General features: G+C 57.0%; 17 protein-coding genes and 1 tRNA gene. 9 read left to right on the top strand and 9 right to left on the bottom strand.

Features of this window, described 5'->3' with window-relative positions:
• Positions 1 to 96 precede the first annotated feature (96 nt).
• A complete protein-coding gene (gene cpdR, locus SPHFLASMR4Y_RS13735) occupies positions 97 to 474 on the top strand; it encodes a cell cycle two-component system response regulator CpdR (protein WP_089134046.1) in 378 nt (125 codons plus the stop codon).
• 43 nt (positions 475 to 517) lie between these two features.
• Positions 518 to 592: transfer RNA gene (locus tag SPHFLASMR4Y_RS13730), tRNA-Val, on the top strand.
• 13 nt (positions 593 to 605) lie between these two features.
• Here SPHFLASMR4Y_RS13730 and SPHFLASMR4Y_RS13725 read toward each other — a convergent pair.
• The 4 genes from SPHFLASMR4Y_RS13725 to rpmF all read right to left on the bottom strand — a co-directional run bounded on the left by SPHFLASMR4Y_RS13725 (position 606) and on the right by rpmF (position 4,002).
• Positions 606 to 1,649 (bottom strand): AraC family transcriptional regulator, encoded by a 1,044-nt coding sequence (locus SPHFLASMR4Y_RS13725; RefSeq protein ID WP_089134045.1) that lies wholly within the window; start codon positions 1,647 to 1,649, stop codon positions 606 to 608.
• Positions 1,650 to 1,761: 112 nt separating this feature from the next.
• Complete coding sequence (locus tag SPHFLASMR4Y_RS13720) at positions 1,762 to 2,730, bottom strand: beta-ketoacyl-ACP synthase III (RefSeq protein WP_089134044.1); 969 nt, start codon at positions 2,728 to 2,730, stop codon at positions 1,762 to 1,764.
• Complete coding sequence (gene plsX / locus SPHFLASMR4Y_RS13715) at positions 2,727 to 3,770, bottom strand: phosphate acyltransferase PlsX (protein WP_089134043.1); 1,044 nt, start codon at positions 3,768 to 3,770, stop codon at positions 2,727 to 2,729. Before plsX ends, SPHFLASMR4Y_RS13720 begins: the two co-directional genes overlap by 4 nt.
• Positions 3,771 to 3,822: 52 nt before the next feature.
• On the bottom strand, positions 3,823 to 4,002 hold the full coding sequence (rpmF, locus tag SPHFLASMR4Y_RS13710) for a 50S ribosomal protein L32 (RefSeq protein ID WP_082896673.1): 180 nt from the start codon (positions 4,000 to 4,002) through the stop codon (positions 3,823 to 3,825).
• A 211-nt stretch (positions 4,003 to 4,213) separates the two neighbouring features.
• Here rpmF and SPHFLASMR4Y_RS13705 point away from each other — a divergent pair, with 211 nt between their 5' ends.
• Together SPHFLASMR4Y_RS13705 and SPHFLASMR4Y_RS13700 are read left to right on the top strand one after the other, a co-directional pair.
• On the top strand, positions 4,214 to 4,609 hold the full coding sequence (locus SPHFLASMR4Y_RS13705) for an MAPEG family protein (protein WP_089134042.1): 396 nt from the start codon (positions 4,214 to 4,216) through the stop codon (positions 4,607 to 4,609).
• 20 nt (positions 4,610 to 4,629) lie between these two features.
• Positions 4,630 to 5,025: a hypothetical protein gene (locus SPHFLASMR4Y_RS13700; RefSeq protein ID WP_145955545.1), complete on the top strand. Its 396-nt coding sequence runs from the start codon at positions 4,630 to 4,632 to the stop codon at positions 5,023 to 5,025.
• Between the two features lie 32 nt (positions 5,026 to 5,057).
• Here SPHFLASMR4Y_RS13700 and SPHFLASMR4Y_RS13695 read toward each other — a convergent pair whose 3' ends face one another.
• Complete coding sequence (locus SPHFLASMR4Y_RS13695; RefSeq protein ID WP_089134040.1) at positions 5,058 to 5,729, bottom strand: MBL fold metallo-hydrolase; 672 nt, start codon at positions 5,727 to 5,729, stop codon at positions 5,058 to 5,060.
• Positions 5,730 to 5,785: 56 nt separating this feature from the next.
• The gene (locus SPHFLASMR4Y_RS13690) at positions 5,786 to 6,496 is read right to left on the bottom strand and encodes a helix-turn-helix transcriptional regulator (RefSeq protein WP_409928898.1); all 711 of its coding nucleotides are present in this window, start codon (positions 6,494 to 6,496) and stop codon (positions 5,786 to 5,788) included.
• Between the two features lie 83 nt (positions 6,497 to 6,579).
• Here SPHFLASMR4Y_RS13690 and SPHFLASMR4Y_RS13685 point away from each other — a divergent pair, with 83 nt between their 5' ends.
• Positions 6,580 to 6,768 (top strand): hypothetical protein, encoded by a 189-nt coding sequence (locus SPHFLASMR4Y_RS13685; RefSeq protein ID WP_145955544.1) that lies wholly within the window; start codon positions 6,580 to 6,582, stop codon positions 6,766 to 6,768.
• On the top strand, positions 6,758 to 7,105 hold the full coding sequence (locus tag SPHFLASMR4Y_RS13680) for a hypothetical protein (RefSeq protein WP_089134037.1): 348 nt from the start codon (positions 6,758 to 6,760) through the stop codon (positions 7,103 to 7,105). The genes SPHFLASMR4Y_RS13685 and SPHFLASMR4Y_RS13680 overlap by 11 nt, the downstream gene beginning before the upstream one ends.
• A 3-nt stretch (positions 7,106 to 7,108) precedes the next feature.
• Here SPHFLASMR4Y_RS13680 and SPHFLASMR4Y_RS13675 read toward each other — a convergent pair whose 3' ends face one another.
• Together SPHFLASMR4Y_RS13675 and SPHFLASMR4Y_RS13670 are read right to left on the bottom strand one after the other, a co-directional pair.
• Positions 7,109 to 8,176 (bottom strand): hypothetical protein, encoded by a 1,068-nt coding sequence (locus tag SPHFLASMR4Y_RS13675; protein WP_089134036.1) that lies wholly within the window; start codon positions 8,174 to 8,176, stop codon positions 7,109 to 7,111.
• Entirely contained in the window at positions 8,160 to 9,392 is a 1,233-nt protein-coding gene (locus SPHFLASMR4Y_RS13670) for a TIGR04063 family PEP-CTERM/XrtA system glycosyltransferase (protein WP_089134035.1), read from the bottom strand. Before SPHFLASMR4Y_RS13670 ends, SPHFLASMR4Y_RS13675 begins: the two co-directional genes overlap by 17 nt.
• A gap of 108 nt (positions 9,393 to 9,500) precedes the next feature.
• On the opposite strand from SPHFLASMR4Y_RS13670, the gene SPHFLASMR4Y_RS17170 reads away from it, so the two are divergent.
• Genes SPHFLASMR4Y_RS17170 through dgcA form a run of 3 tightly spaced genes read left to right on the top strand, consistent with a single transcriptional unit; the run spans position 9,501 to position 12,088 of the window.
• On the top strand, positions 9,501 to 9,668 hold the full coding sequence (locus tag SPHFLASMR4Y_RS17170; RefSeq protein WP_186265945.1) for a hypothetical protein: 168 nt from the start codon (positions 9,501 to 9,503) through the stop codon (positions 9,666 to 9,668).
• The gene (locus tag SPHFLASMR4Y_RS13665; RefSeq protein WP_089134034.1) at positions 9,661 to 11,052 is read left to right on the top strand and encodes a putative O-glycosylation ligase, exosortase A system-associated; all 1,392 of its coding nucleotides are present in this window, start codon (positions 9,661 to 9,663) and stop codon (positions 11,050 to 11,052) included. The genes SPHFLASMR4Y_RS17170 and SPHFLASMR4Y_RS13665 overlap by 8 nt, the downstream gene beginning before the upstream one ends.
• A gap of 55 nt (positions 11,053 to 11,107) precedes the next feature.
• On the top strand, positions 11,108 to 12,088 hold the full coding sequence (gene dgcA, locus SPHFLASMR4Y_RS13660; protein WP_089134033.1) for an N-acetyl-D-Glu racemase DgcA: 981 nt from the start codon (positions 11,108 to 11,110) through the stop codon (positions 12,086 to 12,088).
• On the opposite strand, the gene SPHFLASMR4Y_RS13655 is transcribed toward dgcA, so the two are convergent.
• On the bottom strand, positions 12,085 to 12,378 hold the full coding sequence (locus SPHFLASMR4Y_RS13655; protein WP_089134032.1) for a putative quinol monooxygenase: 294 nt from the start codon (positions 12,376 to 12,378) through the stop codon (positions 12,085 to 12,087). The genes dgcA and SPHFLASMR4Y_RS13655 overlap by 4 nt on opposite strands.
• Between the last annotated feature and the right edge of the window lie 29 nt (positions 12,379 to 12,407).

The following is a 12,407-nucleotide window of genomic DNA, read 5'->3' as shown; positions in this document are numbered from 1 at the left end:
TCATCTTCGGAAAAAAATTAACCGATTTGCACTTATATACCGGCCTCGGCATATAGGCAGGCCTGTAATCAGGCATATTCGGGAAGGCGCGACACAATGATTCGGATTCTCCTCGCGGAAGATGAACGGGCGATGCGGGAGCATCTTACACGGGCGCTGGAGAAAGCCAACTATGAAGTTGTCGCTGTAGACCGCGGGACAGCTGCGGTGCCGCTACTCGCCGAACAGAAGTTCGATCTGCTGTTAACCGACATCGTGATGCCGGAAATGGACGGAATCGAACTCGCCCAGCATTGCGCCTCTGTCTGCCCAAAGACCCAGGTCATGTTCATCACCGGTTTTTCCGGCGTGACATTGCGCGCGGGACAATCGGTTCCCAAGGCCAAAATATTGTCCAAACCCTTCCATTTGCGCGATCTGGTTATGGAGGTCGACCGGCTGTTTGAGCCAGACAGTATCAGCGACCTGAATTAAGCCTTGCGCCAGCCGGAACGGCTGGCTAGAGGGCCTCCAGTGTGGGCGTATAGCTCAGTGGTAGAGCACTTCGTTGACATCGAAGGGGTCGGGAGTTCAACTCTCTCTACGCCCACCATTTTCCACACAAATCAGGCTGCAAGAGCGATCGCATTGCTGCCGGCATCCTGACTGGGCGGATGCCCGTACCAGCTCGTATAGGCGCGTGTAAAAGCACTCAATTCGCTGTAACCCAGCTTCGCCGATATTTCCGACAGATTCCGGCTGCCTTCGAGAAAATAGAGTCGGCACGTCTCGCGCCGAACCTGTTCCAGCAACTGGCGATAGGACATGCCCTCGGCGACCAGTTTGCGGCGTAACGTCCGTTCCGCCATGCCGAATGTCATCGCCGCCGCATCCAGGCTGAGACCGGACTTGTCTAGCAGATAGAGAAGATATTCATAGGTGAGCTTAACAAGATTCTGCCGCTCGAATCTGGTCCGCGCAAAAAAGGCTTCCTGCCGCTGTACCGCCGAAACAATTTCCGGGATATGCCGCTGATTCGGCTTCGCCATCACCATCGGATGATATTCCAGATAAGTGGACGGCCGGTTGAAGTGGCAGGGTATCGGCGCGCTGTTGGAATTTTCACTCGGAAAACCCCGAAATGCGTCTGGTCGGCGGTGCGCAAAATGCGCTGCCTTTACGGTTTTGAAGCGACCATCAGCCAGCAATTCTCCGCATTGATGGACCAGCGAGAATATGATGTGGACAAGATCCGGCGAGGCTGCCTCTTCCTGCTTCCAAACAAGCCGGTCTCCCGATGAGAGCGGCAGAATTTTGACGACAGGCTCCTCAGCGCCCAGACGTTGCTTTGCGATGAGATGCAGCAGGGCGTCCCCGAAACTGGGCTGGAAAAAAGCAGAGAAACCATGATCGGAGAAACCCCGGGGCACCATTTTACTGGCGATCTCGGAGTGAATGTCCGTGCAGTTGAGTTCTTCCCGGGCCGCTGCGCAGAGGCTGGTGATCGCGTCATCATCCAGTTGGTAGCCGGGATCGCGTAATTCCGCTTCGGAACAATCCAGTGCAGCCAGAAGCTGCGGCTTGCGGGCATGGAGGGCATGACAGCCGAGATAGGCGCGATAAAGAAACGGCGCCGCGATCAGCAAACCTTTGGATGCCGGATATTCCATGCCGCCAAGCTAAAAGGCGAAATGCATTTCGCTCAACTGGCTTTCGACGAGGATGTAAAATCGGCGACGAATATGTCAATTTTGGTGGGTTCGCGGAAGGCCTCAGCCAGTTTCAGTACCGAATGACCGACGCGCCCCAGGTAAATCCACCACCCATGGCTTCCAGTACCAACAGGTCTCCAGCCTTGATTCGACCGTCCCGTACAGCGGTATCAAGAGCCAGCGGAACCGATGCCGCCGATGTATTGGCATGTATATCGACCGTCTTGATTACCTTTTCCGGGGCAAGATTAAGCTTTCTGGCCGTGGCATCCAATATCCGGGCGTTGGCCTGATGCGGCACCACCCAGTCGACATTGTCGACGGATTCACCGGATTCCTCCAGCACCTCTTTCAATACGGACGACAGGTTGACGACGGCATGGCGAAACACTTCGCGGCCCTTCATGCGCAGTTTGCCGACTGTCCCGGTCGTCCCGGCACCGCCATCGACATAGAGAAGCTGGTTATGCGCGCCATCGGCATGCAATCGCGTCGCCAGAACGCCTTTGTCGCCTTGCTCTGCCGCCAGCACGATCGCGCCGGCGCCATCGCCGAACAGGACGCAGGTCCCGCGGTCTTCCCAGTCCAGTATACGGCTGAAAGTCTCTGCGCCAATGACCAGCGCATTTTGCGCGCTGCCGGCGCGGATCATGCTGTCCGCGACAGAGAGCGCGTAGAGAAAGCCGGAACAGACCGCCGCGACATCAAAGGCAACACAGCCATTGCAGCCCAGTGCATCCTGGACAATCGTGGCGGTTGCCGGAAATGTCTGGTCCGGCGTAGCGGTCGCGACGATGATCAGGTCAATATCTGCGGCGCCAAAGCCGGCCGCTTTCATCGCCTTGTCCGCAGCCTCGATCGCGAGAGTCGAAGTGGTCTCGTCATCCTCGGCGATATGCCGGAACTTTATGCCGGTCCGCTCGACAATCCATTCGTCCGTGGTGTCGACGCGCTTGGCCAGATCGGCATTCGAAACGCGCGTGCGCGGCAGGGCCGATCCTGTACCCTTGATAACAGACCGTCTGGCCGCATCGTTCATTTTGCCACCTCTGCTATCGGCGTTTCTTCACTGATTTTCGTCAGATCTTCGCTGATCCGTTCGAGAATGCTGTCCTCGACCAGACGGGCCGCCACTTCGACCGCATTGGCCACACCCTTGGCATCCGCACTGCCGTGGCTCTTTACCACCACGCCATTCAGACCGAGAAATACGGCACCATTGTGATTATTGGGATCGAGATGTCCGCGCAACATTTCGGTCGCCGGACGAGATATCAGAAAACCGATTTTTGATCGCAGACTGCTCAGAAAGCTCTGCTTCAGCAGATCAGTGACAAATCGCGCGGTTCCTTCGAGGGCCTTGAGCGCGACATTGCCGGAGAAACCGTCGGTGACGATCACATCAACTTCACCGGTCGAAATCTTGTCGGCTTCGGTAAAGCCCAGAAAATCCATATGCAGGCCGCCGGCGCCTTTCAGCGTCGCAGCAGCTTCCTGGATCGTGCCAGTGCCCTTGGCTTCTTCGGTACCGATGTTCAGCAATTTTACCTTGGGGCGGTCAAAACCGTGCATGATGCGGCTATATGCCGCACCCATGACAGCAAACTGGACAAGATTCCGGCTATTGCATTCCGTGTTGGCGCCCAGATCGAGCATCACCACATCCGTATCCTTCATTGTCGGCAACAGTGCCGACAATGCCGGCCGGTCGATGCCCGGCATCGTGCGCAGCGCCAGCTTGGAGATGGCCATCAGCGCACCGGTGTTGCCGGCACTGACCGCCGCGCTGACTTCGCCGTTTTTCACGGCATTGACGGCCATGCCCATGGATGTGGTCTTGGAGCCGCGCAGTGCCTGCGACGGCTTGTCGTCGCCGGACACGATGTCCGGTGCGTGCAGAATATCGGAGGCAGCGCTCAGATTGGGATGATCCTTCAGCGCTTCACGGATCTGCGCTTCATCGCCAACGAAAAGAAACTGAAATCCGGCGTGGCGGTGTCGCGCAAGCGCAGCGCCCGCAACCATGACACGCGGGCCTTCATCTCCGCCCATCGCATCAATCGCGATTCGCGGCCTCATTCCCACCAGCTATTCCCCTTGATTGCGCGTCAGAAGCCGAGAGACTAGCCGATTAAAGATCGACGGCCAAGACTTCCCGACCATTATAATGGCCGCAGCTTCCGCACATATGATGCGGACGCTTCAATTCGCCGCAATTCGGGCATTCCTGATAGGCTTCGACTTTCAAAGCATCATGTGACCGGCGCATTCCGCGTTTGGAGGGCGTAGTTTTTCTTTTAGGTACAGCCATTGCTAAGCCTGTTCTTTAAATTTAAAAATCCATAGCATGCTCAATATGCTGATCGGCCAAGGGTGACAAACAGTCTCTGATTTTGCAGAGAATCGCTTGGTCTTGGTTCAACAGATTGCACGCGAAGTGGCGCGTATAATGATTTTCCTGTGCGTTGCAAGCATTGTGCTTCTATAGCAGCCCTATAATTTTCATATATTGGGGGGACAAGATGATTTTACCGATAACATTGACCGTGGCCGGCGCAGCAGCGCTGATCAACATCTGGCTCATGGTCCGAGTCGGCCAGGTCAGGGGCAGCGAAAAAGTCAGCGTCGGTGACGGCGGCAACGAAAAAGTCCTGCGCCGCATGCGCGCGCACAGCAACTACATCGAAAGCGCGCCGTTTGTCCTGTTGCTGGTCGCGGCTATCGAGCTAGCCAGCGCCACATCCCCGACATGGCTCTGGGTCGTAAGCGGCCTCTATCTACTCGGTCGCGTCGCCCATGGCGTCGGCATGGACGATGGGAAATTTGGCAAGGGCCGGATGGTGGGCACACTAATCACCATGCTGGTTCTGCTCGGACTGGGGGTTTATGCGATTAGCATCCCCTATCTGGAAGCCTGACCGGTTCAGTCTGGATCGAGGTGCAGAAGCCTATATCCTGCTCAGCGAAGAACCTGGCTGATTTCACCGCATTGGAACGTGCTGCCTTACGTTCCATTTTTATGGAGACGCCACTATTTGCAGACGGGCTGGAAGCGCAATATACCGGGGCATCGGTCGTCAAACGAGAGAATAGCGGCGGTGGATTTTTCACCACAATCTCCGTCGCAGCGGGCATATCCCGGGTCTCAAGTCCCCGTATACTCGGTCAAAAGACAAGCGCTGATATAGAAGGCTTGCAATATGGGATGGGTTTCGTCCTGTTCATGAAGGACGGATATCTGAATCTGCTGGAAGGCTATGCCATCGCTGGAAACACGACCGCGCTGGACCTGACTTCGGTCAAATTTACCCTAATCCATTCAGCGGATGGATAGAAATTCGAACCGGCTTTTCATGAAAATCTGCGTCAGGAACCCTGACGCGCCGCCAGCACATCGTCGGCGACAAACGCATTGGTTTTGCGCTCATAGCCAAACTGGCTTGCCGGACCGTGGCCGGGAATGAATGTAACGTCGTCGCCCAGCGGCCAGAGCTTCTGGGTGATGGCGTTGATCAGATCCTGATGATTGCCGCGCGGAAAATCGGTTCGGCCGATTGACCCCTGGAATATAACATCGCCGACCACTGCCAGCTTTGAAGGCTGATGGTAGAAAATCACATGGCCAGGCGTATGGCCGGGACAGTGGATCACATCGAGAGTCAGATCGCCAACGGTGACCTGATCACCATCCTCCAGCCAACGATCGGGGACAAAGCTCTTGGCTTCCATACCATAGCGGGCGCCGTCGCCGTCAAGCTGGTCAATCCAGAAGAGATCATCCTTGTGTGGCCCCTCAATGGGAATCCCCAGTTCTTCCGCCAGCATCCCTGCCTGGCCGCAATGATCGAGATGTCCATGGGTAATGATGATCTTCTCCAGATCGACACCATGCTCTTCGACTGCCGCTTTCAGGCGGTTGAGATCGCCGCCCGGATCGCTCAGAGCGGCCTTGTTGGTCTTGGTGCACCAGAGGAGTGTGCAATTCTGCTGGAGCGGCGTGACCGGAATAACCACGGCCTTTAAAGGTGCATCTGTCATGACAGACTATTTGGCTGCGTGATGCGCAAGTTGCAAGGCCCCAAAATGGAGAGGCTTTACAGCCGCCGTCCGGTCCAGACGACCCGTCCGATGATATTCACGCTTTCCGCACTGACATCCTCCCAGTCCGGATATTGCGGATTGTCGCTACGGATCGACAGCTTTCCCGACGGCCCCATGGCCACACGCTTGACCAGAAGCACATCATCCATACGCAGCACGTAGATGCCATCTCGCAGAGGCCTGGAAGCGGCACTGTGATCGACCATGATGTCGTCACCATCGCCGAGCGTCGGGTCCATCGAATCACCATCAACGGCGATCAGCGACAGATGGGCAGGATCGGCGCCCAGCCGCCGGAGCCATTTGCGTCCAAAACCCATGGATTCGGCATATTCGTCATCCGCCAGCGCACCTGGTCCTGCCGATGCCCCCACCTGTAATTGCTTGATACGCAGCAACCCATCCGGGGTAACCGGGGTAGACCGGCGCGAATCGCGCAAGGCGGGAGCACCAAGCAGCCGTTCCTCGACACCATAGAATTCGGCCAGCCTGCGGCGGTCTTCCTCGTCCAGTTTTTTGGGAGAACCGCGGCGAATATATTGCTGGATATAGGCAGCGTTCTTGCCGAGCATCTTCGAGATCGCGGCAAAATCATGCCCGTTCTTGCGGATCAGCTGTTCGAGATTGGCACGGGGATCGTCGGACATAGTCACCGCAACATATCGGCACTGGCCGAAATTGGCAATAGGATTTTTCCTAGACATGTAGGAAATCCCATTTCAAATAGGAATTTCCCTATCTAACGAGTCGTCCCATCGCGCGACCGGCGGCGAAAAGGAGATTACCGGTGCCATTATTGCGAAAAATAGAGATATTCCTGCGTGAAACCGACATGTCCTGGACAAGATTCGGACGGCTGTCGGTTCGGGATCCGCGCTTCGTTCAGGATCTGCGCAACGGCCGCCAGCCCGGCAGAACCATTTCGGAACGGGCAGAAAATTTCATGCAGATGTGGCGAACAGATCATGCCGGCTGAGCCGATGCCGCGAAAAGCCCATGCTCGCGACCCCGGATCGCTATTAACCCGTCAAATAGCCGAACTGGCCGGCAGCCAGTCGCATGTTTCTGTGCAGCGCGAGCGCCCCTGGGCAAGCATTACCTTCGCCGGGACGCGATACTGTCTCACAATTGACCTGGAGGGTGAAACCAACCCGGAAGAGTGGCAAAAGCTGGCCGAGCTCCTTCCCGACCATGAATTTGCCATTCCCGGTCATTTTGTCGCTGATATATTGGTGACCGAACAGTCGGAAAAGCGAATGGGGGTGGAAGCCCTGCTGATCTTCGATCCCGTCCAGCCACCCCGACCCCATTAATGATCAGCGATGAGCCGTCATCTTCTCCAAAGTACCGAGCGCGGCCTTCAATGCCGCATCCATATCGGCTTGCCGGCTGGATTCTGGGTCGGTTTCGACCATTTCCACCGTATCGACCGACCGCAGCGGCGGAATCGTCACGGGAGCAGGCTCGACGGACTCTTCTGTTGATTCGACCATATCGCGTGACTCAGGCGAGAATTGTGCCGGCTTTTCGGGAGCTACAACCGGCGCACGCTTTTCCAGAGCTTCGAGACGCCGGAGACCGGCTTCCAGTCGGTCGGCAAGCTGCGCCAGAGACAGGGCGGAAAGATCTTCGCCGGGCGCGCCGGTTTTTTTTGGTTCGCCGGATTTGTCGGTCCGCTCCACGGTCGGCTTTTCTTCGCTGGCCCGATCAGGCGCTTTCTCCGCCACCGGATCAGGCTTCACGATTGGAGGCTGCTGCTGTTTTACCGGTTCTGGACGCGGTTGATCGTCTTCGGTTTTATCAAACCGCTTGATTGATTCTACCAGCGGCGTGCCCAGATCGGTGGCAGCAAAAATTGGCTGGCGCACCGGAGCATCGGGATGACGATCCGCGGCCCTGACATCTGGCAGATCCTTTAACTCGGTCACCTGGCCCGGAGCTTTCCTTGGCTTCTTTAAAAATTTGGTCAGAGATTTGGCCGACAGGTTCAGCTTGGGCATCGAAAAGCGCGCTTTCCCTTCCCGTTCGTCAGCCACAGGCTCCTGCGTGAGATTTCTGCGTAGTGCCAAGCTCATATCGGAGCCTCCTTCATGTGAGTTCGTCTTGTGATTCAAGAAAAGATAGAGTGCCGAAGCGGATACCAGACCGGCCGCGACGGCGATCAGGCTACGCGCCGTATTGCCCAATGGCGGTGCGGCGGCGGGAATGATTTGCGACAGTCCAGTCGCACCGACAATATTTTCAAGATAAACATGCGGCAAGGTCGCTATTACCAGCGCGGCCGCAATGCCGCCCGTAACCGCCATTGCGGGTTGTTTAAACCGAGCGAAGTCCTGCGCTATCTGGTCCACATCATTCTCCACCGTATCAAGCTGCGCGCTCAAAAGATTTGCGCTCGATCAGCCCTTGGTAAACCGGAGTGTAACGCAAAATGTTTGACGACCAGTTACGATCTGTCTCGACAAATTTCCTCGCAGTTTCAATAATTTGAGGCCATGACGCGCTGTTATCGAGCAGCACGCCCAGCTTTCTCGCAATTTTCTCCGGATCACCCGCCGGAAAAATCGTGCCGGTAACGCCGTCTTCAATCAGTTCCTGATGGCCGCCGACATCCGATGCCGCCACCAGCCGTCCCTGCGCCATGGCTTCCAGCGGCTTGAGCGGTGTGACCAGCTCGGTCAGCCGCATGGCCTTGCGCGGGTACACCATGATGTCCATCAGCCCATAAAAGCGTTCCACTTCCTCATGGGGAACGCGGCCGGTAAAGGTCACGGCAGCTCCGACGCCCAATCGTTCGACCTGACGTTTCAGGGCGTCTTCCATCGGACCGCCGCCAACAAGCAACAGATGCACTTCCGGATGGGATGCCTGCAGGATCGGTAGCGCGGCGATCAGATCGTCGAGCCCTTCATAATCATAAAAACTGCCGATGAAACCAAGCACCGCCTTGCCGGTCAGGCCCAGTTCGCCCTGCAGTGATTCATCGCGCGCCGGCGGTGCGCCAAACAGGTCCAGATCGACGCCATTGGGCGAGACGGTTATTTTTTCCGGCTTCACCCCGCGACCAATCAGATCGGACCGCAACCCTTCGCAGATTACCGCGACCGCATCGGCCCCGTTGACAACATGATTTTCCAGTTGCCGGGTCAGCCAGTAGCGCGGGCTGTTTTCCTTGCCGGTACCATTGCCGACAGCGGCATCTTCCCAGAAGGCGCGGATTTCATAAACCAGGGGCAAACCGGTTCTCTCCGCGACACGCAAAGCGGCAAGCCCGTTGAGCGCGGGAGAATGCGCGTGCAGAACGTCCGGCTGCCATTCCCGGATCGCCTGTTCGATGCGCTCTGCCAGAACCGCCACTTCACGCCATTCGCGCAAAGGTGAGGGTCCCTGCGCCTGCGCCAAGGTCCGGAAAAACTGCAGACCATCAAATTCTTCCAGCAGCTGCTCCGCAACATAGCCATGCTGGTTCTGTCGCACACCGGTGACACCGGCCACCGTGAGGCCGCTGGCTATCTGTGCCTTCATAATAGCCCGCGTGCGAAAACAATAGCCGCTGTGCAGCGGCAGACTGTGGTCCAATATGTGCAAAATCCGCGTCATGGCCGAGGGCTCTGCCAAAAAAGGATTAACGTCCCGTCAACCCAATGCCTGTATCGCGCAAGGATAGAAGAGCGTGTTTTCGCCGCTCGTGCCGGGATGAATGAGTAGATGATAGACAATTTTTCTATCGCGTTGACGCATGGATTGCTGCTCATCGCCGCTTGGCGGCTGATGCATCGCGATGATCTTGATGTCGAAGCCCCGCCGGAGCACGACAAGGAACCCGTCGGTTTTGCGAAACAATCCCGCGGAAACGGAACGCGGCCCGATGCGTGACCTCTTCTTTGTCGGCTATATTGTGGCGCTGCTGTTCATCGCCTTCAAGCGGCCGTTCCTGTTCACTCTGATCTACGCCTATGTCGACATCGTGGCACCGCAGCGGCTGAGCTACTTCATGCTTAACTCCGTGCCGCTGTCGCTGATCCTGTTCGCACTGGCTCTGTTGGGCTATATGCTAGCAGACAACAAGCAGGACAGCCGCTTTTCGATCCGGCAGGCGGTGATGATCCTGTTGCTGGCATATTGTGGCTATACCACCGTGCAGGCGGAAGTGCCCGATGCCGCCCTGGAAAAATGGGACTGGGTGTGGAAGGCTCTGGTCTTCGCAATATTTCTGCCACTGACTCTCAAGACCCGGCTGCGCCTCGAAGCGCTGGCTCTGTTCATGGTTCTGTGCGCCGGTACCTTGATCATTACCGGCGGGATCAAGACATTGCTCTCCGGCGGAGGCTATGGCGTGCTGGTGCTGCTGGTCGACAATAATAGCGGCCTGTACGAAGGTTCCATCATCTCGACAGTCGCCATCTGCATCATCCCTCTGATTCTCTGGCTTGCGCATCACGGCACAATTTTTCCGCCGGACTGGCGAACAAAGCTTTTTGCATATGCGCTGGTCTTTTCCGCGCTGCTCATCCCGATCGGAACCCAGGCCCGGACAGGCCTGGTATGCATCGCTGTGCTGGCCGTACTGATGTTGCGTTTCGCCCGCTACAGACTGCTCTATGCAGGTCTGGCAGTCACCATAGGCCTGATGTCCATTCCGTTCCTCCCGCAAAGTTTCACCGACCGGATGGCGACCATCGAAAATTACGAAGCGGACCAATCTGCCTCGACCCGTATCGCGGTCTGGCGGTGGACGCTGGACTATGTCCAGCAGCATCCCTTTGGGGGTGGTTTCGACGTCTACCGGATCAACAAGCTGACCTACGAATTGTCGGAAGTGGATGTCGCACAATATGAGCAGTGGGATATAGATCCCGATGATGTCGAGGCCAGGCTCGTCGAAGATGAAGCCCGCGCCTTTCACAGCAGCTATTTCGAAATGCTCGGCGAACAGGGTTATCCGGGCCTGATCCTCTGGCTGATCATTCATGTCGGTGGCCTGTGGCGAATGGAAATATTGCGACGGAAATATGCGAAATCGGAGAAAGAAGAGGAACAATGGGTAGCCCCGCTGGCCACTGCCCTGCAACACGGGCACATGATCTATCTTGTCGGCGCTTTGTTCGTCGGGATCGCCTACCAGCCGTTTGTCTATATGCTGGTCGCGCTGCAAATCGGACTCGACACCTATATTACACGCCGGTCAGCCGAAGCAAAATGGTTGCCGGTCGCCAAACGCGTGACCGGAAGCGCGCGACTAAAAGTTCTGAGGCGCTGATAGGAGCATCTACAAATGTAGTGACGCCAACGCCGCCTCTCCATAGAAGTGGCACATGACGATCCACGCCTCTGTCTCTATCGAACGCTGGCCCGTCGCCGGTAGCTTCATCATCAGCCGGGGCGCGAAAACCCACGTTGATGTCGTGCTGTGCGAACTGTCGGATGGCCCCTTTACCGGCAGGGCCGAGGCGACACCGATCTATTACGAAAACGAAAACGCCGAGAAATGCGCGGAGGAAATTTCGCGATTTGTCACAGACCATCCCGGACTCGATCGCGCGTCCGTGCTGCAGAATATGCCCCGCGGCGCCGCCCGCAATGCGCTCGACTGCGCGCTCTGGGACATGGAATGCCGGAAAAGGCAACAAGCCCTCTGGCAGGTGGCTGGCCTGCCCAAGCCGGCTCCTCTCACCACCGCTTTTACAATTTCGCTGGGCCCGCCCGAAACCATAGAGTCAGAGGCGCGAAAGGCAGCTGCAAGCGGACATCGCCTGCTGAAGCTGAAACTGTCTGGCGAGCGTGACCATGCGCGCGTTGCCGCTGTCAATCGCGGTGCACCGGCTGCCCGTTTGATCGTTGATGCGAACGAAAGCTGGAATGATCTTGATATCGCAGCCGAGGCGGAGCGGCTCGCGCACTATGCCGTCGAGCTCATTGAACAGCCGGTCAGTGCCGGACGGGATCATCTGCTTAGCGGAATACGGTCGCCAGTGCCGCTATGTGCCGACGAAAGCTGCCATACCAGCGCCGATGTCGAGCGGCTTGCGCCTTATTATGATGCCGTAAACATCAAGCTCGACAAGGCGGGCGGATTGACCGAAGCGATGGCGATCGCCCGCGCGGCGCAGGCATCCGACCTGAAAGTCATGGTCGGCTGCATGCTGTCCACATCACTGGGGATAAGGCCAGCCTTCGCGCTCGCACAGCTTGCCCATTGGGTCGATCTCGACGGCCCGTTGTTGCTGGCCAAAGATCGGCCTGACGGGTTTCGCTTTGCAAACGGGATGATATCTCCCGCCGTCTCGCCGGATTAGATACCGTCGAGTTGTTCAATGACCGGAGCAGCGGCCATGCAGGGCGCGAGCTTGGGACCACTGGCACGGAAGTGATCCGATTTCCCGTGCGCATCCAGAGCCGCCTGATCGACATAACGCTCGAGCACTTTATATTGCTGCGGGTTTTCCTTGCTCTGGAAGACCGAATAAAATTCATTACCCGGCTCATTCGCCCGGACGGCGGCCATGAGTTCGGAAAAAGCGGCTTCGAAATCGGCATTTTTGCCTTCGACCACGGTTAAAGTTGCGATGATGCCTACTGCACCCATGACATTCTCTCCCTGATAAAAAAGGGCCG

The organism is Sphingorhabdus sp. SMR4y (genome assembly GCF_002218195.1).
Classification (GTDB): domain Bacteria; phylum Pseudomonadota; class Alphaproteobacteria; order Sphingomonadales; family Sphingomonadaceae; genus Parasphingorhabdus.
This window is presented reverse-complemented; position numbering and strand designations above follow the sequence as displayed.

What these genes read in the sequence shown, in the direction of transcription:
- plsX (WP_089134043.1), bottom strand. Translation starts at nt 3,770, where the DNA reads ATGAGGCCGCGAATCGCGATTGATGCGATGGGCGGAGATGAAGGCCCG.
- SPHFLASMR4Y_RS13725 (WP_089134045.1), bottom strand. Translation starts at nt 1,649, where the DNA reads ATGGAATATCCGGCATCCAAAGGTTTGCTGATCGCGGCGCCGTTTCTT.
- dgcA (WP_089134033.1), top strand. Translation starts at nt 11,108, where the DNA reads ATGACGATCCACGCCTCTGTCTCTATCGAACGCTGGCCCGTCGCCGGT.
- SPHFLASMR4Y_RS13720 (WP_089134044.1), bottom strand. Translation starts at nt 2,730, where the DNA reads ATGAACGATGCGGCCAGACGGTCTGTTATCAAGGGTACAGGATCGGCC.
- SPHFLASMR4Y_RS13690 (WP_409928898.1), bottom strand. Translation starts at nt 6,496, where the DNA reads ATGTCTAGGAAAAATCCTATTGCCAATTTCGGCCAGTGCCGATATGTT.
- SPHFLASMR4Y_RS13695 (WP_089134040.1), bottom strand. Translation starts at nt 5,729, where the DNA reads ATGACAGATGCACCTTTAAAGGCCGTGGTTATTCCGGTCACGCCGCTC.
- cpdR (WP_089134046.1), top strand. Translation starts at nt 97, where the DNA reads ATGATTCGGATTCTCCTCGCGGAAGATGAACGGGCGATGCGGGAGCAT.
- SPHFLASMR4Y_RS13680 (WP_089134037.1), top strand. Translation starts at nt 6,758, where the DNA reads ATGCCGGCTGAGCCGATGCCGCGAAAAGCCCATGCTCGCGACCCCGGA.
- SPHFLASMR4Y_RS17170 (WP_186265945.1), top strand. Translation starts at nt 9,501, where the DNA reads ATGATAGACAATTTTTCTATCGCGTTGACGCATGGATTGCTGCTCATC.
- rpmF (WP_082896673.1), bottom strand. Translation starts at nt 4,002, where the DNA reads ATGGCTGTACCTAAAAGAAAAACTACGCCCTCCAAACGCGGAATGCGC.
- SPHFLASMR4Y_RS13705 (WP_089134042.1), top strand. Translation starts at nt 4,214, where the DNA reads ATGATTTTACCGATAACATTGACCGTGGCCGGCGCAGCAGCGCTGATC.
- SPHFLASMR4Y_RS13665 (WP_089134034.1), top strand. Translation starts at nt 9,661, where the DNA reads ATGCGTGACCTCTTCTTTGTCGGCTATATTGTGGCGCTGCTGTTCATC.
- SPHFLASMR4Y_RS13655 (WP_089134032.1), bottom strand. Translation starts at nt 12,378, where the DNA reads ATGGGTGCAGTAGGCATCATCGCAACTTTAACCGTGGTCGAAGGCAAA.
- SPHFLASMR4Y_RS13670 (WP_089134035.1), bottom strand. Translation starts at nt 9,392, where the DNA reads ATGACGCGGATTTTGCACATATTGGACCACAGTCTGCCGCTGCACAGC.